The 20,655-nt window shown below is 55.6% G+C and carries 14 protein-coding genes, 1 pseudogene and 1 riboswitch; of the genes and pseudogenes, 11 read left to right on the forward strand and 4 right to left on the reverse strand.

Features of this window, described 5'->3' with window-relative positions; all coding sequences use genetic code 11:
• Positions 1-91 precede the first annotated feature (91 nt).
• The 6 genes and pseudogenes from SJQ66_RS16700 to SJQ66_RS16725 all read left to right on the forward strand — a co-directional run.
• Positions 92-913 (forward strand): annotated as a pseudogene (locus tag SJQ66_RS16700) (NAD(P)/FAD-dependent oxidoreductase); the annotation flags it as partial.
• Positions 914-1,195: 282 nt separating this feature from the next.
• The gene (locus SJQ66_RS16705) at positions 1,196-1,396 is read left to right on the forward strand and encodes a hypothetical protein (protein WP_320533730.1); all 201 of its coding nucleotides are present in this window, start codon (positions 1,196-1,198) and stop codon (positions 1,394-1,396) included.
• A complete protein-coding gene (locus SJQ66_RS16710) occupies positions 1,386-3,464 on the forward strand; it encodes a recombinase family protein (protein WP_320533729.1) in 2,079 nt (692 codons plus the stop codon). Before SJQ66_RS16705 ends, SJQ66_RS16710 begins: the two co-directional genes overlap by 11 nt.
• 42 nt (positions 3,465-3,506) lie before the next feature.
• Entirely contained in the window at positions 3,507-4,013 is a 507-nt protein-coding gene (locus SJQ66_RS16715; RefSeq protein ID WP_407691543.1) for an NAD(P)/FAD-dependent oxidoreductase, read from the forward strand.
• A 166-nt stretch (positions 4,014-4,179) separates the two neighbouring features.
• Positions 4,180-5,457: an NAD(P)/FAD-dependent oxidoreductase gene (locus SJQ66_RS16720; protein ID WP_024904707.1), complete on the forward strand. Its 1,278-nt coding sequence runs from the start codon at positions 4,180-4,182 to the stop codon at positions 5,455-5,457.
• On the forward strand, positions 5,454-6,926 hold the full coding sequence (locus tag SJQ66_RS16725; protein WP_024904706.1) for an aldehyde dehydrogenase family protein: 1,473 nt from the start codon (positions 5,454-5,456) through the stop codon (positions 6,924-6,926). The genes SJQ66_RS16720 and SJQ66_RS16725 overlap by 4 nt, the downstream gene beginning before the upstream one ends.
• Before the next feature lie 33 nt (positions 6,927-6,959).
• Here SJQ66_RS16725 and gloA2 read toward each other — a convergent pair whose 3' ends face one another.
• Entirely contained in the window at positions 6,960-7,346 is a 387-nt protein-coding gene (gloA2, locus tag SJQ66_RS16730; protein ID WP_201779138.1) for an SMU1112c/YaeR family gloxylase I-like metalloprotein, read from the reverse strand.
• 140 nt (positions 7,347-7,486) lie between these two features.
• Positions 7,487-7,660: riboswitch (yybP-ykoY riboswitch) on the forward strand.
• A gap of 7 nt (positions 7,661-7,667) precedes the next feature.
• Here gloA2 and mntP point away from each other — a divergent pair.
• The 4 genes from mntP (at position 7,668) to SJQ66_RS16750 (ending at position 14,960) form a co-directional block, all read left to right on the forward strand.
• Entirely contained in the window at positions 7,668-8,231 is a 564-nt protein-coding gene (gene mntP, locus SJQ66_RS16735) for a manganese efflux pump MntP (protein WP_024904704.1), read from the forward strand.
• 430 nt (positions 8,232-8,661) lie between these two features.
• Positions 8,662-9,840: a porin gene (locus SJQ66_RS16740; protein ID WP_320535067.1), complete on the forward strand. Its 1,179-nt coding sequence runs from the start codon at positions 8,662-8,664 to the stop codon at positions 9,838-9,840.
• 184 nt (positions 9,841-10,024) lie between these two features.
• Positions 10,025-12,604: a type VI secretion system Vgr family protein gene (locus SJQ66_RS16745; RefSeq protein ID WP_320535068.1), complete on the forward strand. Its 2,580-nt coding sequence runs from the start codon at positions 10,025-10,027 to the stop codon at positions 12,602-12,604.
• A 37-nt stretch (positions 12,605-12,641) separates the two neighbouring features.
• Positions 12,642-14,960, forward strand: a complete 2,319-nt coding sequence (locus SJQ66_RS16750; RefSeq protein ID WP_320535069.1) for a M23 family metallopeptidase — start codon at positions 12,642-12,644, stop codon at positions 14,958-14,960.
• A 653-nt stretch (positions 14,961-15,613) separates the two neighbouring features.
• Here the strand turns inward: SJQ66_RS16750 and SJQ66_RS16755 are convergent.
• From SJQ66_RS16755 to SJQ66_RS16765, 3 genes are all read right to left on the reverse strand, one after another.
• A complete protein-coding gene (locus SJQ66_RS16755; RefSeq protein ID WP_024904699.1) occupies positions 15,614-17,020 on the reverse strand; it encodes an NAD-dependent succinate-semialdehyde dehydrogenase in 1,407 nt (468 codons plus the stop codon).
• Between the two features lie 98 nt (positions 17,021-17,118).
• Positions 17,119-17,928 carry a helix-turn-helix transcriptional regulator gene (locus SJQ66_RS16760; RefSeq protein WP_024904698.1) on the reverse strand — a complete coding sequence of 270 codons (810 nt, stop codon included), beginning with the start codon at positions 17,926-17,928 and terminating at the stop codon, positions 17,119-17,121.
• Between the two features lie 31 nt (positions 17,929-17,959).
• Positions 17,960-18,808 carry a LysR family transcriptional regulator gene (locus tag SJQ66_RS16765; RefSeq protein WP_253463291.1) on the reverse strand — a complete coding sequence of 283 codons (849 nt, stop codon included), beginning with the start codon at positions 18,806-18,808 and terminating at the stop codon, positions 17,960-17,962.
• Between the two features lie 195 nt (positions 18,809-19,003).
• On the opposite strand from SJQ66_RS16765, the gene mdcA reads away from it, so the two are divergent.
• Positions 19,004-20,650: a malonate decarboxylase subunit alpha gene (mdcA, locus tag SJQ66_RS16770; RefSeq protein WP_046153193.1), complete on the forward strand. Its 1,647-nt coding sequence runs from the start codon at positions 19,004-19,006 to the stop codon at positions 20,648-20,650.
• Positions 20,651-20,655 lie beyond the last annotated feature (5 nt).

Raw genomic sequence — 20,655 nt, forward strand, 5'->3', positions numbered from 1 at the left:
TTAACGTTACGTTAAAAAGCGCTTTATCAACGCCGAGCAGCTGCATTCGATAATCGTCGACATGAACCTACCGTAACGGAAGAGTATTTATATGCGAGTACCTTTGACACCAGTTGTATCGAGTCCAACGCTGCCAGGAAGCGTGGATGTGGTGATAATCGGTGCGGGCATCATAGGCGCGTTCACGGCCTGGTTTCTTGCAAAGCGCGGGATGAAAGTGGCGCTGCTTGAAAAGGGCTTCGTTGGTGGGGAACAATCAAGCCGTAATTGGGGATGGTGTCGGCAGCAGAATCGCGATGCGCGCGAACTCCCTATGGCGACACATAGTTTGCGCCTTTGGGAAGAATTCGAAGCAACATCAGGTGAATCAACTGGATTTCGTCGGAGCGGCTTGCTATATCTTAGCAATAGTGATGAGGAGCTGTCTGGCTGGGCGCGATGGTGCGATTTCGCCAAAACGGCCGGCGTTCGAACGGAAGTGCTGGGAAGCCAAGCGGCTAGCGCCAAGGCGCGTTTTACAGAGAAACAGTGGAAAGGCGGGATCTTTGCTCCGACCGATGGGACCGCAGATCCTGGTAACGCTGCACCTGCCGTGGCTCGCGCTATTTTGAAGCTAGGCGGAACGGTCCATCAGAACTGCGCGGCACGCGGTATTGAAACAGAAGCTGGGCGGGTGTCGGGGGTGGTGACAGAGCACGGTACCATTCGCACAAAAACGGCCGTGCTGTCCGGGGGAGCGTGGGCGTCTACCTTTTGTCGGCAACTCGGCATTCGTATGCCGCAAGCAACCATCCGTTCTTCAATCATGGAGCTTGCGGTAGCGCGCGGTGTACTCCCCGACGCAGTGCATACCAAGGATGTCTCTATTACCCGGCGTAGCAATTTCCCGTTCATTCTGCCCATATCGGGCAGGAAGTCGAGATTCATTATCGTTGGCATCCGCTGTATGGGCGTCGCGTCAAGGTTAAAGACATCGAGCGTCGCGGCGGAGGTCAGGTCGTCCATGTGGAGGCGGACCCCGGTGTAATCAGGATGATCGCGGGATGGATGCTCGATGCCGCGATTTGTTCAGCGATGGTTCTCGGCGAACCGAGAGTTACCGTAGCGACACTGCATAATCTGCATCAATTGCTGGTCGATCTGCATTTGCGGGGAAACTCTCCGGACGGTTCCACCAACGTCCGGGAGAAACGCAATGGGCAATCTGCCAAACGTCGTTCCAGCAGGTCAACAGTTATCGCGGTCGATGCCGCCCCAGATGAACCTGATGTTCGACGCGGTCGAGCTTCAGGGGATGAACGCGGTGCAACGGGCAAACACGCTCAGGCATCTCGCATGCCTGTTGATGCAGGCGGCGGGCATCCCGACTGCGAAGGGGCGTAACGATGACGAATGATGATCGTTTGCCCGCAGATCTTCTTAAACGCAAGGCGGTAGTTTATGTCCGACAGTCCAGCCGAACGCAGGTCCAACTGAACCTCGAGAGCCGGCGCCGGCAGTATGACCTCGTGCAGGAAGCAAAGCGACATGGATTTCGCGACGTCGAAGTCATCGACGACGACCAGGGACGCTCGGCGAGCGGCACAGTTGCGAGACCGGGCTTTGATCGTCTGGTCGCGTTATTGTGTGCAGGCGATGTCGGCGCAGTGCTTTGCCTGGACGCCTCACGCCTTGCCCGCAATGGACGCGACTGGCATCATCTGCTCGAGCTCTGTGGTCTCGTTCAAGCGCGGGTAATCGACCTTGACGGTGTGTACGATCCTTGCCGGGCAAATGACCGGCTATTACTTGGCATGAAGGGCAGCATCAGCGAATTCGAACTCAACGTGCTTCGAACGCGCATGCACGACGCCAAACGAGAGAAGGCACACCGTGGTGAATTACGTATCAGCGTGCCGGTCGGCTATATCTGGCATCGTGATGTTGGTCTGGGTTTCGATCCAGACGCACGGTTGCAGGAAGTCATACGCCTGATTTTTACTCGTTTCCGGCAACTGGGCAGCGCGCGGCAGGTTCTGCTGTCGATGAACGCTGAACAGGTCCACTTCCCGCGCCCCTCTGACGGCCGGACGCTGACGCGGGTCGACTGGACTCCAATACGCTACCGTAACGTGATTTCGGTGCTCAAGAATCCGTTCTATGCTGGTGTCTACGCGTATGGCAAGAGCGGCAAGCAGATGACGATCGTCGAAGGCCGGGCACGCAAGAGCTACAAGCACCGCAAGCCGTTTGAGAACTGGGACGTCATGCTCCGGGAACACCACGAAGGCTACATCGACTGGGCGGAGTTTGAACGCAACCAGAAGAAGCTCGCGACAAATGCTTACGGCAAGGCGGGCGACGTAAAATCCGGTCGTGGTGGCCGCGCGCTGCTCGCTGGCCTGCTTGCCTGCGCACGCTGTGGACGTCGCCTGTCGGTGGCCTACGCTGGACGTATCCCGCAGGCCGTGTACCGGTGTGACCGCTTCGACACGTCAGCGCGATGTATGAGGTTCGGTGGTTCCCGTATCGATGCGACTGTCAGCAAGGAGCTTCTGCGCGTCGTGGAGCCATTGGCGATCGAAGCGGCACAACAGGCTGAGCAAATGCACATGGATACCCTGAACGAGCAGCAACAGATCGTGGAACTCGAACTGCAGCAGGCCCAGTACGAGGCCACGCTGGCTGAGCGGCGCTACGCCGCCTGTGATCCCGAGAACCGCCTGATTGCCGCGCAGCTGGAGAAGAACTGGGAAGCGGCATTACGTCGTGTACAGGCCTGCCAGACGCGCGTGGAGACGGTGACTGCACCAAAGGCGCAGGCTCCCCTGCCTGACTTTACGAAGCTCGCCGAAGATCTTCATGCTGCGTGGAATGCACCGAGCGTCGCCATGCGCACACGTCAACAGCTTGTTCGCGCGCTCATCGTCGATATCGTTGCCGACGTCGACGAGGCTACACGCGAAATCATTCTGACGATCCACTGGCAAGGCGGTCAACATTCCCGGCTACGGATTCGCAGGCCGCGAACTGGCGAGCATGGCTGCAGTACGTCAGACGAAGCGCTCGCGGTTATTCGCAGCATGGTAACCCGATGGTCCGACGAGGACATTGCTGCATCACTGAACCGCATGGGAATACGCACAGGACAGGGCAAGACCTGGACCGCACATCGTGTCAGCTCTGTACGGCATGTCCGCGATATCCACGCCTACAAGTCGGCAGATAAGGATGGCGACTGGCTGACGATGTCTGAGGCAGCGAAGGAGCTTGGTGTCACTCACTACATGATCCGGCGTTTGATCAACGATCGGATTCTGCCTGCCGAGCAGGTCGTGCCTGATGCCCCATGGCAGATTCGGACGATCGATCTGCACAGCGAAGCGGTTACCGCAGCACTGGCGCGCAAGTATCGCCCGTGTCGCAACGATGTCGAAGGCCAGATCCCAATGTTTATCCAGGTTTCAGAAGGAGGTGCACAATGAACGCCCCGTTGCGATAACACGTACACACTGGCCATCAGCGGTATGGCACGGTTTGACCCGACGCAACAGAAATTCCGTTACGCCAAAGATTTTTTCCCATTATTCCGGCGTCGCTGGCGCAGCATCAGCGTTGGTACGCTCGAAGGCGTTCGTTCTGGGCATGAAAGTCTCAAGCGCTGGCGACTCGATGAAGTAACACCGATGGAACGGATGCGTGTGTTGGATCCTACGCCGGACCAGACCGCGCTGCGCCTTATGCACAGTCGAGCCATTGCGCTATGCCCGGCTCTTGGGAAAAGTCACACGACGGCATCCTGGGCTGGATATATCGACATGACTCCGGACGGGGTGCCGTGTATAGGGGAAGTGAATGAGGTCGCTGGTCTGGTACTCGCTGCCGGCTTCAGCGGTCATGGATTTGGAATAGGACCCGGTGCGGGCCATCTTATTGCGGATCTTGTAATGGGTTCGACACCTATTGTCGACCCGAGGCCCTTTGACCCAAAACGTTTCGCCACCGTCATGCCTAAGGATATAGCCGATTTTTAAGATTCGTATTTATCCAGCGGATTGGCATATCGATGGTATAACGGCTTTGCCAAGCGTTATTGATTTCTGTCTGGTCAAGGGGCGGTAACGGAGAGGGGGGCGGTATCCGTGGTTTGACGCCGCGGGTGCGGCGAAGCGCAAAGTGTCATCTTGATATGCATCTGATATGAAACTGACTTCCTATTGGCTTGATACCGCGCCGCGCTTTACTAAAGGGGCGCATGGCGTGGTACACGGAAGCGCGGATGTCGTGGTGATTGGTGCAGGCTTTACGGGCTTGTCAGCCGCGCTCGCCTTGGCAAAGAAAGGCGCAAAAGTCACGGTGCTGGAGGCAGGCCTGGTTGGTAACGCGGCATCGGGCCGGAACGGCGGCATGTGTAATAACGGCTTCGCGCAAGACTATGCGACGCTGTCGGCGCAGCTAGGTCGCGATACCGCAAATATGCTTTATAGAAGTTTCGATGCAGGTGTAGCCAAGGTCGAATCCATCATTCAAGAGGAGGGGATCGACTGCAGTTTCAGGCGGGTAGGAAAACTCAAACTTGCCGCCAAGCCTGAGCATTACGATAAGCTTGCAAGGTCCCAAGAGATACTGGCGCGCGAAGTCGATCCCGATACACGCATGGTCAGCGCAAGCGATATACGTAACGAAATGGGTTGTGATCGCTACTTTGGAGGCCTGCTTTATGAGAAAAGTGCGGGCATGCACGTCGGCCGTTTTGCGCATGGGCTTGCGGAGGCGGCAGTCAGGAAGGGCGTCCGGATTTATGAGAATTCGCCGATGATTGGGCTTCAACGGATCAATGGTCAACGTCACGTGGTGAAGACCGCCGATGGGTCAATCGAGGCGTCTCAGGTATTGCTCGCTAGTGGTACATCGCGTTTTGGTCCACTGGGTTGGTTCCGTCGTAGGATCATCCCTGTCGGTGCATTCCTGATTGTCACAGAACCGTTGCGTACGACGTTGCTGGACCAGCTCATTCCTAACCGGCGGATGTACGTTGATACGAAGAACTTTGTGAACTACTTTCGTGTTACACCAGACAACCGACTGTTGTTCGGCGGCCGCGCACGCTTCGCGGAATCAAATCCGGCTTCCGACGCGAAAAGTGGCATGATCTTGACGCAAGCGTTGGGCGAAACGTTCCCGGAACTTGCCAATGCGCAAATCGATTATTGCTGGGGCGGCATGGTGGACATGACCCGGGATCGCCTGCCTAGGGCTGGTGAACGTAATGGCGTCTTCTATTCAATGGGTTACAGCGGTCATGGTACACATATGTCCACGTATATGGGCGCTGTGATGGCCGACGTATTGGACGGCCGTACAGACCTCAATCCGTGGCGTGATTTCGAGTGGAAGGCGATACCCGGGCATTTTGGAAAACCGTGGTTTCTGCCTTTGATCGGTGCCTACTATCGCTTCCAGGATTTCCTTCGATGACTACTTTATTGCATCTTCCTTGTCTGGATGCCGAGAAATTGGCAGAAAGTGTGTATGTCGGCGGACAGTGGCGCGCACCGGAACACGGCGGTGGCCTTGCCGAGGTCATCAATCCCGCAACGGAGGCGTCCATCGGCGATGTGGCCCTGGGCACCGCGCATGACGTGGATATGGCCGTGTCGGCCGCATTGTCTGCGTTTCCGGACTGGTCCATGACGGAGCCTTCGTATCGTGCGGCTATCTTGGAAAAGGTCCATCGGTTGATTCTTGAGCGGAAAGAGGAGTTTGCCCGCGCTATCTCAATGGAGATGGGGGCACCCATTGACTTCGCGCGGATGTCGCAGGTTCCCCTGGCGGCGGAACATGTTCGCGTGGCGCGAGACGTGGTGCGGACTTATCCGTTTGTACAGACCAGCGGTTCAACCGCGATTGCTCGTGAGGCAATTGGTGTCTGCGCCTTGATTACGCCATGGAACTGGCCGCTATACCAGATTACCGCTAAAGTGGCACCAGCCCTGGCAGCAGGCTGCGCCGTCGTACTGAAACCAAGCGAACTGGCGCCGTTGAGCGCAATGCTTTTCGCGCAGGTTGTACACGATGCTGGCGTTCCGGCAGGCATTTTCAACATGGTGCTTGGAAGCGGCGCGGAGGTCGGGGAGGCGCTGGCGGCGCATCCGGATGTGGACATGGTTTCGATTACGGGCTCTAACCGCGCGGGTGCCTTGGTCGCCCAAGCCGCCGCTCCCACTTTCAAGAGAGTGACGCAGGAGCTTGGGGGGAAATCACCGAACGTTTTTCTGCCTGATGCGGACTTCGTGCACGCCGTGCCCAAGGGCGTGATGTCCGGATTCCGTAATGCAGGTCAGTCTTGTAGTGCTCCGACTAGAATGCTGGTGCCACGGAATCGTTTGGCGGAAGTGGAGGCTCTGGCATTGAAGACGGTGGAATCAATGACAGTCGGTGATCCAAGCGTCGAGGGCACGGTTCTGGGCCCGATCGCAAACGCAGCGCAGTATGGTCGTGTTCAGATGTTGATTGAAGAGGGCATGGCGTCAGGTGCGAGGCGTATTTGCGGCGGCCCTGGCCGACCTGACGGCATGCAGAAAGGGTTTTTCGCCAGGGCGACAATTTTTTCCGATGTCACGCCCTCGATGCGTATTGCACAAGAGGAAATATTCGGGCCGGTGCTTTGCATCATGCCCTACGATTCTGTCGATGAGGCGGTGGCGATTGCCAACAGCACGTCGTATGGGCTTGGCGCGCATGTACAAAGCCGTGACCTCATAGCGGCAAAGGCTGTTGCAGGACGAATCCGTTCCGGTCAGGTTCACATTAACTATCCCGCGTGGGACGCGTTTGCCCCGTTCGGTGGTTATAAGCGTTCCGGGAATGGCCGGGAATATGGGGTTTTTGGCTTGGAAGAATATTTGGAGACCAAGGCGATTCTGGGCTACGTCGAGTCGACCTAGAAAAAGCCAGAGACCCTCGCGTCGCGAAGCGCTTTAGATTTCATACAATTCCAGGGGGAGATCATCCGGGTCGGCGAAGAAAGTGAATCGTTTGCCTGTGTATTCGTCCACTCGTATGGGCTCTGGTTCAATTTCGTGTTCGCGCAAGGCCTCTACTGCAGTATCGAGATTTGTTACACGGAAAGCGAGATGCCGCATGCCGCATGCCTCAGGCCGGCTAGTACGCGGTGGCGGCGATGGAAAGGAAAACAGTTCAATCTGCGCGCCGTCTGGCATGCGCAAGTCGAGCTTGTAGGAATTGCGCTGCGCGCGATATACCTCGGCCACAATCTCCAGTCCCAGTATCTCGGTATAAAAGCGGCGCGAGCGTTGGTAGTCTGAGGCAATGATGGCCACGTGGTGGATGCCTGAAATTTTCACGGACATGTGTCTCTGCGGATGGCTGCTGGATCCATCGATTCTACTGTACGTACACACTCCCTATTTGGCCCGGGCGGTCCGTCGTTCCGATTGACGCTATATCATAAAATTTACGAATTCCTTTCGGTCATGATAAGCTACTGCTTGTCTTTGGGGAGTAGCCGGCTTCCATCCGGAAGCAGTTGCGTCAACATTCTCGGTCGGCCAGACCGTGGCGCAGCTACCCTGCTTTAGGTTGGCGAGACCATCGACACATCGCCGCAACCGGTCGGGTGCAGCGATGTGTCGTGGTTTATTGCCCGACCTAGAGCGCCCAAATAGATGAATCCTGTCGCGATACTGTTCCTGGCTTTTGCCATGTCCACAGATGCTTTTGCCGCTTCTATTGGCAAAGGTGCCACATTGCATCGTCCTAAATGGCGCGAAGCAATCAGAACCGGTTTAATTTTCGGTGTAATCGAAGCGTTGACACCTATCGCCGGGTGGCTCCTGGGTAAGGCTGCCGCCCAATACGTGTCAGCCTGGGATCACTGGATAGCCTTCGTATTGCTCGGTATTCTTGGCGGTCGCATGATCGTCAATAGCTTCAAAGTCGAGGAAGTGAACAATGAGAAGCCCGCGATGCATTCATTCTGGGTGTTGGCCCTCACGGGTTTTGCCACCAGCATTGATGCCATGGCGGTGGGTGCAGGCCTCGCATTCGTTGACGTGAATATCTATTCCACGGCCGCAGCCATCGGGTTGGCTACTGCGACCATGGTAACGATTGGCGTAATGATCGGACGTGTCGTGGGCAGCGTGGTGGGCCGCCGTGCGGAATGTGTTGGCGGGGTTGTCTTGATTGGCATCGGTGTGCTGATTCTCGTCGAACACCTCGGAGGCTAGTCGTTGGCTAATGGGCAGGTCCGATGTTTGTACGTCAAGACCGCAACTTCAAGCCGGTTGTGCGCACTGAAAATCGTCTGGTATCAGTCTTCGAAAGGCCGCGTGACCTCGCGAAACCATCCGACGTTCCCCCGCATCCTACCCAACCATGCCTCGTTTTCCGGCTGACCGCGCCAGGTGCCATCGGCAGCCGCATCGCCCTACAATCACGGCTTTTTCGATACGTCGATTTTCTGACCGGTATCGATAAACGGCTTCATCGTGCCGTCATTTACTTCTGAACCCTTCATGACGTCGTTATATTGATATGCCAAGCTTGCCGTTTGGCAGGTCGGAGCTGTGTATCTTTTCCCGGGCCACGTCACCAAAAACCGTTGTCGCTTGCAACGGAATGGGGAAGCAGGGATTGCCTACTTAAGGAGCAAAGGGCGTGAGAAAGAATGTAATAGCAGCGGTGGTTTCCTTCTCGGCAGCAGTATTTTCAGCTTCAACGCATGCACAGAGCAGCGTGACGCTATACGGTTTGCTTGACGTGGGTGTCGATTACGCAAGCAATCAGCGAGCCTCCACGGGCGGATCTGGCGGCCGATCCCTTTCGCTGCAGAGCGGCAATGTAAATGCCAGCCGATGGGGCTTGCGTGGCAGCGAGGACCTTGGCGGCGGCTTGTCGGCAATCTTTACGTTGGAAAATGGCTTCAATATCGCGTCAGGTCAGTCGTCCAATGGTAATGATGAATTTGGGCGACAGGCATTTGTAGGCTTGCGCAGCGCTCGCTTTGGCCGAGTCACGCTCGGCCGACAATACGATTCGGTTGCAACTTTCGTCGCACCGTTGTCGGCTGCTGGCAGTTTTGGTGGCAATCTGGCGTCGCATCCCTTTGACAGTGACAACATGGCAGGCAGCATGCGGATGAACAATTCCGTGATGCTGCGTAGCGCGGATTTTCATGGATTCGAGTTTGGCGGTGGTTACGCATTCAGCAACACCGCGTCCGGTTTCCGGGAGAACAACGCATTCACGTTCGGCGGAAAGTATGCTTACGGCGGCCTTTCGCTTGCCGCCGCTTTCTTCCAAGCAAATCAGCCGGGCGGCTCACGTTCTGGAAATGTCTCCGGGGCCATCAGCAGTAGCGACGGCAATGCACAGTTTCTGGGGCAGCGACAGCGCGTCTATGCGGGGGGTGTTCAATACGCTTTCTCCAACGCACAGATCGGCTTTGTTGCAAGTCGAACATCGATCGATGCGCCAACGGCAGTGGATTCAGGTGGCAGCTATGCCGCATTCACTGGCGATTTCATGACGCTCTACAATTATGAGTTAAACGGAAAGTATGCGCTGACGCCGGCATTATCGCTTGGCGGCGCTGTTACTTATACGCAAGGCCATTATGTGCGGCCAGGTACGTCGGAACATCCGAAGTGGATGCAAGGAACAGTGCAGATCGACTATGCGCTGAGCCAACGTACCGATGTCTATCTGGAGGGTACGTATCAGCACGTGAGCGGTGCGAATATCGCCGTGCTTGATGAGGCATCCATCTATCACTTCACACCATCAAGCTCGAATCGCCAGGCGATTGTCGCTATAGGTATGCGGACGCGATTCTGATGCGGAAGGTGGTGCAGTGAATGACATGTTTACGCGTTGAGACGGTCGATGGTGAAGATGGGAACGTGTTCATTGCTGGAATTTAAATAAAATCCTAGTGCAGGTCGCCCTTGTTCTTTCGGGCTGTAAGTCCGCAGAATGATGCTCGTTGCCCTGTCAGGGGCGTTTGAGCACGATGCACATCATGGCTTTACAGGGCGACATGCACGTTTCCACGTGCAATCCAAACACGCTATCGCAGTCGCCACGACTGCTCCGACTCGACACGCCGCTTGGACGGAATGCGCTTATTCCTGTGCGTGCCGTGGGCGAGAGTGTTATCGGCCGGCAATTTTCCTTTACGGTGGAAGCGGTATCAACATCAAGACTCGCGCTGAAAACGCTGATTGCTCAGCCGGTGACGCTGTGGATTCAACAGATTGATCATTCATATCGGCCGTTTCATGGCTACGTGAATACCGCCCGACTGCTTGGTTCTGACGGTACGCTGACAACGTATCAATTATCGTTTGCCAGTTGGCTACATTTCCTGAAGTTCCGCAAAGACGCGCGTATATGGCAGGAAAAAAGCGCCGACCAGATCATTGCAGATGTTTTTGATCAACATCCCCAAGGCCGCGGTGCGTATAAGTTTGTGTTGTCGTCTGGGCTTCCGAAGCGTTCTTTTTGCATGGAGTACGAAGATGACTGGAATTTTGTCCATCGCCTGATGGAGCACGAGGGCCTTTTTGGCTTCTTCACGCAGGCGGACGATGGAAAATCACACATGCTGACCATCACGGACAACCTGTTTACCTTTTCTCAGAATGCCGGTAAATCAGTCGATTTCTATCGTGCCGGGATCAGTAGTGAAGCTGACTCGCTGACCCATTGGTCTTGCACGCGCGCGTTGCAGAGCACGCAGCTCACCACGCGCACGTTCGACTACAAGTCCCCGTTTTCCGCGCCAGGCAAAGGCACCCATACGCCGACGCTACCCAGTCAGGGAACGATACCCTTACAAGCCGAAGTGTACGAATACACGGGTGCTTATACGTATAACCGGCAAGTGCGCGGTGACACACTTTCAAAGATTCGGATGGAGGAGTGGGAGTCTCGCGCGAAGCGATTCTTTGGTAGTGGAAGTATCCGGAGTATCGATGCAGGCCAGTGGTTCACCCTTCAGAACCACAGTGTACATAGGAAGGAGCACCCGCAAGACCGCGAATTTGCAGTGCTATCGGTACGGTGGGCGATGGAAAGCAATATCGCGACATCATCCGAGGCTACAGATTATTTATTCAGCATAAAACCGCTAATCGATGACGCGCGAAAACGCAGCGGATTGCGAGCGCGAGTGGAGGATGGGCACTACGGCGCGCCAGCGGGGTCGGCAAACGAAAGGTGCGCATATGCATGTGATGGATCCGACGATGGCTATTTCTTCGTTGAGATCGAAGCGCAGCGCCGCCATGTACCATTTAGAAGCCCACCGGAACATGCCAAGCCGAATATACAGATGCAGACCGCGACGGTAGCGGGCCCCGATGGGGATGAGGTCCATACGGACAGCCTGAATCGTGTCAAGGTAAAAATGCACTGGGATCGGCTGAACTCGGGAGATCAGAATGCATCTTGCTGGGTCCGGGTCGTGCAGGCCAGCAGCGGCCGCCAGTATGGGAGTACACACGTTCCGCGTATTGGCGAAGAGGTGATAATTTCGTGGCTAGACGACGATTGCGACCGTCCGATCTGTACCGGACGACTTTTCAATGCCGAGAAAAAGCCGCCTTGGCATTCAAACGGCCTGCTTTCTGGCTTCAAATCTAAAGAGTATGGCGGTGCCGGCTATAACCAGCTGGTGATGGACGACGCAACAGGGCAGAGGCGACTGCAACTTTATAGCAGCACCGCGCAGTCGTCTTTGCACCTTGGCTACATGATCGATCATGGCGGCAATACGCGTGGCACCTATAAAGGTACCGGCTTCGATCTTATGACAAGCGAATGCGGCGCGGTACGTGCTGCGCAAGGGCTGCATATATCGACCTATCCTGCTGTAGGCGAGCCAATGGCGGTGGGTAGTGCTTCCGCACCACTGGCCAATGGCGTGACACTTACTGAGGATTTGTCGGCATGCGCGATGCAAGCGCAGGCGGAAGGCTTGGAGAGCGCCGCTATCGCATTGAGGAAATTCAATGACACTTTGCAAGGTGAGGCGCCAAGCGTTGCCGTATCAGGAGGGAATACGGCTGGCGGTGGAACGGGCCGCGCCAAGCAGTTCATGGAGCCGGTGATGCTGATTGCGAGCCCGAGCGGCATTGGACTGTCTACACAAGGATCAGCGAATGTCGCCGTGTCCCAAAATGTGACTTCGATAAGCGGTGGAAGCATGCATAGTGTTTCCGATAAATCCCTTATTGCTTCAGTCACAGAAAAGATCAGCATGTTTGTAAAAAATGGGGGTATCAAGCTTCTTGCGCAGAAAGGGCAGGTGATGGTCCAGGCGCAATCCGATAGCGTCGAGTTGGATGCGCAAAAGCGCCTGACCGTAGCATCGATATCCGATGATGTTTTGGTGGTCGCAGAGAAAGGTATTCTTCTGACCTCAGGTGGCGCATATATTCGAATTGCGGACGGGAAAATCGAGCTACATTCTCCTGGGGATATCGATGTCAAAGGTGCGAATTATGCTTTCGATGGGCCGACGCAAAAGGACCATGTATTGCCCCAATTGCCTCGATCTGACTTGGCGGCACCCGGGAAATTTTTCTTTTCGCAATGACGCTGTGAGAAATAAATAGATAAAATATTTTAAAATTATGATAATTAGCTATCCTGTTTTATTTAAAGATGCTGACATCGGTGATGCAGAGCGCGACATGGCATTTTCGGAAGCGATGTTTCCTGATTCCCCTTTCGGATCGGGAACCTACCCTTTAAGTGCAAATTTAAGGTGGCATGGGGGCGTACATTTATTGTACGGAACATCGCCAATTGCGTGTGTTGCTGACGGCAAGGTGGTGTATGTCCGTGCCCCGACCGAAAAAAGTGATGATCCGTCGCATCCTTTGAATTACGCCATGAGTACTGGTTCCAATGCGAGTTGGACGGACGACGGGTGCGTGGTAATTGAGCACGAGGCAGAGTTAGGAAAGGATACGACGATACGGTTTTGGTCCGTCTACATGCACCTTTCTTCCGTAACGGTATCTAGCGGTACGGAAATCACTCGTAAAGAAATCGTCGGTAGCGGCGGCGTGATCGCTGGTGCGCGCGCCATTCATTTCGAAATTTTTACCGATCAGGGAGGACTCGACAAACTAATCAAGCGAGGAGACAAAGCGTACAGGGTTTTTCGCACTGGCGATAACTCCGGTGACCCCGATCTATGGGGCGATATGCATTTCCTGTTGCCCGCCGGAACGGCATTATTCGACAAGACACAGGCTCAAGCGTCAGTAAAGTACAAACAGTGGCGTAAGAGGAAGGCTGCATTTGAAAAAGGGGAGGATATTCGCATTCGCGGTGTAGCGCGTGGTAGCGTGACTTCAGATGCGGCAACGCGGAGACGACGAGCGTTTCCCGAACCAGAACCGGAAGGGCAGAATCAGGTGGGAACGCTTGATAAGTCGCTATGGTTGACGGTGCACTTTGCGAAAGGAAACTGTCACACCTATACTTACTCGGAAGACGGGGTCCTCCTTGGCAGTGCGGTTTTTCCTGGAAAACCCTATGAATTCGAGATGCCGAAGATTGCGAATCTGCTTGCACCGAATAACCAATCGCCTACGTATGAACTGCTGCGATATGGGCGGATCGTTGGCGAGGATTCCCTTCCTGCAGGTGTCGGGAACTGGCAGTGTATTGCGTCTCCGAGTGATGGGATTGCATACGTTGATCTGAATGTGCCATCGGTGGTCAAGCTGTCCGACGCGGATTTTCCACGGTTTCTTGGTTGGCAGCGTATTCATGATGGAGAGGCCGGTACACGTTTGACCAGCGATGGTCGATGTTGTGCGAAAGCCGTTTTGAATTTGCTTGATGTGAATCAACCCTCCGATATAACAGAGGATGATGCGCTCAGCCGGCTACGCAATCCCGCATTGCGGAAGAAGATGCGCCGACTTGTCTGCGAATTCCGCACCGAATGGGATGCCGCCCATTTCGATTCGACCTATCAATTTTTATTGCGGGACAGTGCTTCAGGTGAGAGCCCGTCGCGTGCTGCCATGACGCATGAGCAATACGTTGCGTTCAAAGCCCACGCGAATGCCCTGCAGTGGTGGTTCGATGCGGCCTTGGATATAGCACCTACATTGTGGCACTTTCATCCAATCGAATTTATCAACTGGATGCGGAAGTGCGGCTGGATTGACAAGTCCACGTTGGCTCGCATTTATAAAGTTACACCGGAGGCGACCAGGGAACGCTATCGGACGGCACTCAATCAAGTAATGCAGAAGTATGTGATTACAAACCCCATACGGCAATCGCATTTTCTCGGGCAAGGGGCGGTGGAATCATTGTCATTGAAGGTAATGCAAGAAGCTAGCAATAAGTTTGCATCCAGAAGATCTGAAGCTGAGTTAGGCCACTGGTATGGATCAACTACGGATGAAAGCGACCGCTATTATTGTTCTGAAAAATTTAATGGTCTTGGAAAGCGTATTAAGATCTCCTATAGCTGGATTGGCGGTAATGTGGGAGACATTGATGCACAAAAATTCCGAGGGCGTGGGTTTAAGCAACTAACAGGAAGAGCTAATTACGCCGACTATTGGGTTTACAGAGGATGGCTACGGAGATCCGAATTCGATGCTCGTTGGTGGGACGACGATGGCTATAGGAAGCGCGATGTAGCGCAGATGAGGCGTCGCCCGGCATCGATAAATTATCCGGAACGACTTATTGCAACGCCCTACAATTGCATAGATAGCGGAGGGTTTTACATTGCATTTAAGCGAAGCAAAGTAAAAGCGGAAATAGATCGTGGAAGTGGTGTTCATCCAAATGCCAAAAGTGATGTGAATATTGGCATGTCTATTTCGCGGAGAGTTACGTATGCGATAAATGGTGGCTACAACGATGATGAAAAGCGTTACACCTTAACAGTTCATGCTTTGGGGTTGATCAATTGAATGTGTTGAAATTTTTTTTTGCAATACCATGTCTTTTTTGCACTTTTGTAAATGCAGGGAAATTAAGTTATATTGAATATGGAAATGGAAGTGGATTGATCGAAATGGACTCCGATGGGCCATCCACACGGCAATGCAAAATTACAGGTGTGCAGGGGACTATTGATCCCTTTTTTAATTGGGATAAGTCACTAATAATACTCGATGAAATATCTTTCGTTTCAGTGCAGGATGTTATCGAGTGTCGGCGAGGTCGAGTTCAGGCTTCACATATTCCCGTCAGGGCAGGGTTTGTGGTCGACGTTAATTTGAAAAAGGGTATTTACCTTTCATACGATCTCGTTGGAGTGTCCCCCCCTGGTTACATAGCGCGCGTTGCTCAATTAAAGGGAACCCGACCGTTAGCGTCCTTTCGAGGCATGTACAGTGAAAGAAAGTCGATGGAAAGAATGCGTAGAGAGGCTTTGGCGTACGATCGGGATAGCCTAGGCAGGATATCCCCGGATGGACGTTATGTCTCTGCCGATGGTGACATGCAATGTGGCAAATTCAGTTACCCCGGCGTATGGGACTTAAAAACAAAGAAACTTGTCAAAGACCGAACAGACTGTGCACCATTGTTCGGTCTCCCGGCTCGCTAACGCCTTGGGCTATCAGTCGACATGCTTTGCCCAGACGGCTTGCGCATTCGTGAATTCGCGCAAGCCGAAATGCGACAGTTCGCGTCCGTATCCGCTTTTCTTCACGCCGCCCACCGGAATGCGCGCATTCGACGCCGAGAAGCCATTGATGAACACGCCACCTGTCTCCAGCCGGCGCGCGATACGCTGTGCTCGCGCGACATCAGCCGTCCACAACGCCCCTGCCAATCCGTAATCGCTTGTGTTTGCGAGCTGAATGGCATGCTCTGCATTGTCTGCCACGACGATTGCCGCAACAGGGCCGAATGTCTCCTCGTCAAAAGCGGCCATGCCTGGCAAGACATCGGTCAATACCGTGGGTTCATAAAAATTGCCTACCCCTGCTACTTGATTGCCGCCGAGCACGAGCGTGGCACCGGCGGCGATGCTGCGGTTCACTTGACTGTGCAATTCGTCGCGCAGGTCGTGTCGCGCCATTGGCCCCATTGCGTTTTCTGGGTCTAGCGGGTCGCCAACTTTCAATTGCTTCGCCGCCGCGACAAACTTGTGTGTGAAGGCTTCCGCGATCGGCTTTTCCAGGATAAAGCGCTTGGCGGCTAGGCAAACCTGGCCGGCATTTTGGTAACGCGCTTCAATGCCAGCCTGCACCGCCAAATCGATATTGGCATCCGCCAACACGATAAAGGCGTCGGAACCGCCAAGCTCCAGCAAGCTCTTTTTCAACGCACGTCCTGCCGCGGCGGCAACCGCGGCACCGGCGCGCATGCTGCCCGTCAACGTTACTGCTGCCACACGATCATCCTCGATGACGCGGGCAACGGTGTCGTTATCGGTATTGAGAAGCGCAAACACCCCCTTCGGAAACCCGGCTGCATCGTAGATATCCTGCAGCGCATACGCGGCACCCATCACGTTGGGCGCGTGCTTCAAGATGAAGCCATTGCCCGATAGCATGATCGGGGCCGACGCGCGGATCACCTGCCACAGCGGAAAATTCCACGGCATGACGGCGAGGATGGTGCCGATCGGTAGATACGACACGTGGACGCTATCGTCGCCATCGACCGTGACTGGCTCGTCGGCAATGATCGCCGGGCCATGCTCAGCAATCCAATCGATCGTCGCCGCGCATTTTTCCACTTCGGCGCGTGCCGCGTTGATCGTCTTGCCCATTTCCATTGTGATCAGCGCAGCCAAGGTATCGGCGCGAGAGCGCAAGATCGAAGCAAGACGATGATAGGCTGCAACCCGCTCGCGCATGGGGGTTGCCCGCCAGAGCCGGGAGGCCGATGCGTTTTCGTCGAGGAGGCGTTCTACCTCATCGGCGTTTTGAAAAGGATAAGTCGCGATCAATTCGCCTGTGGCGGGATTCCGCGATGTCGCAACATTCGCGGTCGACGCTGTATCTGCGTTTGACATGGTGATTACCTCCAAGACGATGGGCAATAGCGCATGATGCACCGCGCTTGACGTCACTGTAGGCAAGCGCCGCGCCGCGCGCTAGGCGTCTGCTGATCCTATGACTGCGAGTCATAGGCTGGGGGTTTGGGTATATACGTTACCAACGAGAGATCAGGCCGCCCCTCCGGTGTCAACGCGACGTACGTAAACGATACACGTCCCAACGTAGGGTGCTGCAGGTGTTTGCTGCCTTCGGCGAAGCCCTTCACATCGGTGTCTTGCCACCAGGCTTGGAATTCGCCACTCTCCTCGGACAGTTCCGCAATGAGCAGATCGAAAGGTGTTTTGTCCGGCGCGAGTGCGCGGGCTGCGCGAAATGTAGAAATCATCCCTCGCGCCATTTGCTCCCAATCGCGGATCAACGTGCGATACGGCTGATACAGGAACAGCAGACGTAGCGTATTACGTTCGTGTGGCTGCAACGCTCCGTAATCGACGAAAAGGTCCGCAATGGCATCGTTCCAGGCCAGGATATCCAGCCGGGTATTGCGCACGTAGGCTGGAATGGGATTAATGGCACGGACCAGCCTCTCAAGGCCATCGGTGACGCCACCGCCGGTGACGATAGCCGGGGCGTCGCGTGCGGACAGCGCGAAGAGGTGCGATGACTCCACCTGATCGAGTTGGAGGACCTTTGCGATTCGTTGCAGCGTTTCGGCTGAAGGTTGAATGTCTCGCCCTTGCTCGAGCCAGGTGTACCAACTGACACTGACGCCTGCAAGCACGGCCACTTCCTCGCGTCGCAGCCCAGGCGTACGGCGTGATGTCTCTGGCAAGCCAAATGCTTTTGGCGATAAACGAGCACGTCGGCTCGAGAGGAAGGTACCCAACTCGCGACGTTGCTCTGGCGACGTTTTCTTGACCATGTGACGCTAGACGTGTATTGATTCGCAACAGCTACAGATCGGACGCGGCGGCAACGAGTGTCGCTTCGAGCGCGAGTGTCGCCCGTGACACGGACGAGTGGCGTTCAACCGTGTAATCAAGATTGCCGAGCGGCGGAAGGTCGGACGCTAATGCTATAAGGCCGTCAGGGATGACGTACCCGCAAAACGCCGCAATACCGATTCCTGCCGCGGTAGCCGCGCGTAGCGCCGCAACACTGCTGCTCGTTACCGCGATGCGATAGGGGCGCCCTGCGTTTTCCAACGCTTCGAGCACACGCTGTCGTGATACGCTCGGTTCCGGGTGCAATGCAAGAGACAGTGTCGGTTCTCGCCCGGTGAAGGGCGACCCCGGTCCGGTACACCAGAGAAGCGGCTCGGAACGCACTACGCGCCCACGGCGACTTCCGGCAATCCGTTTGGCGAATACCAAATCGTGCTTGCCTTCGTCGAAAGCGTCAAAAAGCTCGCCTGACAATCCGGTCACAATGGCTAATTCGACTTCGGGATTGCGCTTCATGAATTGGGCGAGTGTGTCGGTCAGACGTGTCGAGGCGAAATCTTCAGACAATCCCAACCGGACCGTCCCCGCCAATGGCGGACCGCAGACGGACATCACGGCTTCGTCCATCAATTCGAGAATGCGACTGGCGTACCGACGAAGTGCTTCGCCACTTTCGGTTAGCCTGACTTTGCGCGTGTCCCGCTCGAACAGCGCGCGATCCAATAGTTCTTCCAGTCGGCGAATATGCTGGCTGACGGTGGACTGTGAAAGATTGACGAGTTCCGATGCCGCGGTAAAGCTGCCTGTCTGGGCAACGACCAAGAAACTACGCAGCAACTCGGGCGGTAACGGACGCATCGCGATTTTCTTTCAAGAACATTTCTGGTACCGGAAGCGGCGGCGCTGCGGGCCTTCCGGAGCATATCGGAGTCTACTCTTATTCGCGCGCGATCTAACGATCTTGCCTCTAGGCGCATTCGATAACGTCATGAATCCGCTTGCAGAGATACCCTACAATGATCCTAACTCGTCCCGTTTCGCAGGAGAAACGCAATGGCTCAATGGAATCAAGCACGGCAGGCGCGTGATGCCCGGCTTGCCGCAGGTGCGCACGTGGCCCGAGGAAAGCGGGTCGCGGCGAAAGATGTCACCGCATTGCTGGAGGCCGTGCTGCGACCCGGCGACCGCGTATGCCTTGAAGGCGATAACCAGAAGCAAGCGGATTTACTCGCGACTGCGCTTGCGGGGGTAGACAACAAGAAGATCCATGACTTGCATATGGTGCAGTCCGGCATCGTGCTGCCCGAACATCTTGACGTGTTCGAACGCGGTATCGCAAAAAAACTGGACTTCGCGTACTCGGGACCGCAGTCACAGCGAATCGCGAAGTTGCTGTTTGGCGGACGCATCGAACTTGGTGCAGTGCATACCTACCTGGAGCTATTTGCACGCTACTTTATCGATCTGACGCCAAACGTCGCGCTCATCGCGGCGGTCAGCGCCGATGTCGACGGCAATCTGTACACCGGACCGAACACGGAAGATACGCCTACCGTGGTCGAAGCGACGGCATTCAAGGACGGCGTTGTCATTGCCCAGGTTGACCGGATAGTTGATAAGGTGCCCCGCGTCGACATCCCGGGCGATCGCGTGCATTTCGTCGTGGAGGCGGGCCACCCGTTTTTCGTCGAGCCCCTGTTTACGCGCGACCCTGGGGCAATTACCGAGACGCAAATCCTGACCGCGATGCTCGCGATCAAGGGCATCTATCAGCCATATGGCATCAAGCGGCTCAATCACGGCATCGGTTTCAACACGGCGGCGATCGAGCTTTTGCTGCCCACCTACGGAGAGCGGCTTGGCCTGAAAGGGAAAATATGCACGCAGTGGGCGCTCAACCCGCATCCCACGCTGATTCCCGCGATCGAATCCGGATGGGTCGAACAAGTCCACTGTTTCGGGTCGGAAGTCGGTATGGACGACTATATCCGTGCACGCTCCGATGTGTTCTTCACCGGCGCCGATGGTTCACTGCGATCCAACCGGGCGTTCTGTCAAACGGCCGGGCTGTATGCCTGTGACATGTTCATCGGCTCAACGCTGCAAATCGACTTGTCAGGTCATTCGTCTACCGTGACCGCTGAACGTATCGCGGGTTTCGGGGGCGCGCCGAATATGGGCAGTGATGCGCGAGGCCGGCGGCACCCAAGCGAGCCATGGCTGAAGGCAGGCGCCGAGGCCGATCCGAAGACCCCTGCCGCGCTGCGGCGTGGGCGCAAGCTGGTTGTGCAAATTGGCGAGACGTTCGGTGACAAAAACGTACCGATGTTCGTCGAAAAGCTCGATGCCTTGCGGCTCGCGGACAAGTTGTCATTGGACCTCGCGCCGGTGATGGTGTACGGCGACGATGTAACGCACGTCGTCACCGAGGAAGGCATTGCCAATCTGCTGTTATGTCGCGATGCGGATGAGCGCGAGCAGGCCATTCGTGGCGTTGCAGGCTACACCGAGGTGGGGCGAGGGCGTGACCGCCGGTTCGTCGAGCGATTGCGGGAGCGCGGGGTGATTCGGCGACCAGAGGATCTGGGGGTCGACCCTCTCGATGCGGATCGACGCCTTCTGGCCGCGCGCTCGGTGAAAGATCTGGTGCATTGGTCCGGTGGTTTATACGCGCCGCCATCGCGGTTTCGCAATTGGTAACGAGA

This window comes from Robbsia andropogonis, from assembly GCF_034047095.1.
In the GTDB taxonomy this organism is placed as follows: domain Bacteria; phylum Pseudomonadota; class Gammaproteobacteria; order Burkholderiales; family Burkholderiaceae; genus Robbsia; species Robbsia andropogonis.

What these genes read in the sequence shown, in the direction of transcription:
- SJQ66_RS16725 (WP_024904706.1), top strand. Translation starts at nt 5,454, where the DNA reads ATGACTACTTTATTGCATCTTCCTTGTCTGGATGCCGAGAAATTGGCA.
- SJQ66_RS16720 (WP_024904707.1), top strand. Translation starts at nt 4,180, where the DNA reads ATGAAACTGACTTCCTATTGGCTTGATACCGCGCCGCGCTTTACTAAA.
- mdcA (WP_046153193.1), top strand. Translation starts at nt 19,004, where the DNA reads ATGGCTCAATGGAATCAAGCACGGCAGGCGCGTGATGCCCGGCTTGCC.
- SJQ66_RS16745 (WP_320535068.1), top strand. Translation starts at nt 10,025, where the DNA reads ATGGCTTTACAGGGCGACATGCACGTTTCCACGTGCAATCCAAACACG.
- SJQ66_RS16710 (WP_320533729.1), top strand. Translation starts at nt 1,386, where the DNA reads ATGACGAATGATGATCGTTTGCCCGCAGATCTTCTTAAACGCAAGGCG.
- mntP (WP_024904704.1), top strand. Translation starts at nt 7,668, where the DNA reads ATGAATCCTGTCGCGATACTGTTCCTGGCTTTTGCCATGTCCACAGAT.
- SJQ66_RS16705 (WP_320533730.1), top strand. Translation starts at nt 1,196, where the DNA reads ATGGGCAATCTGCCAAACGTCGTTCCAGCAGGTCAACAGTTATCGCGG.
- SJQ66_RS16715 (WP_407691543.1), top strand. Translation starts at nt 3,507, where the DNA reads ATGGCACGGTTTGACCCGACGCAACAGAAATTCCGTTACGCCAAAGAT.
- SJQ66_RS16750 (WP_320535069.1), top strand. Translation starts at nt 12,642, where the DNA reads ATGATAATTAGCTATCCTGTTTTATTTAAAGATGCTGACATCGGTGAT.
- SJQ66_RS16760 (WP_024904698.1), bottom strand. Translation starts at nt 17,928, where the DNA reads ATGGTCAAGAAAACGTCGCCAGAGCAACGTCGCGAGTTGGGTACCTTC.
- SJQ66_RS16755 (WP_024904699.1), bottom strand. Translation starts at nt 17,020, where the DNA reads ATGTCAAACGCAGATACAGCGTCGACCGCGAATGTTGCGACATCGCGG.
- SJQ66_RS16765 (WP_253463291.1), bottom strand. Translation starts at nt 18,808, where the DNA reads ATGCGTCCGTTACCGCCCGAGTTGCTGCGTAGTTTCTTGGTCGTTGCC.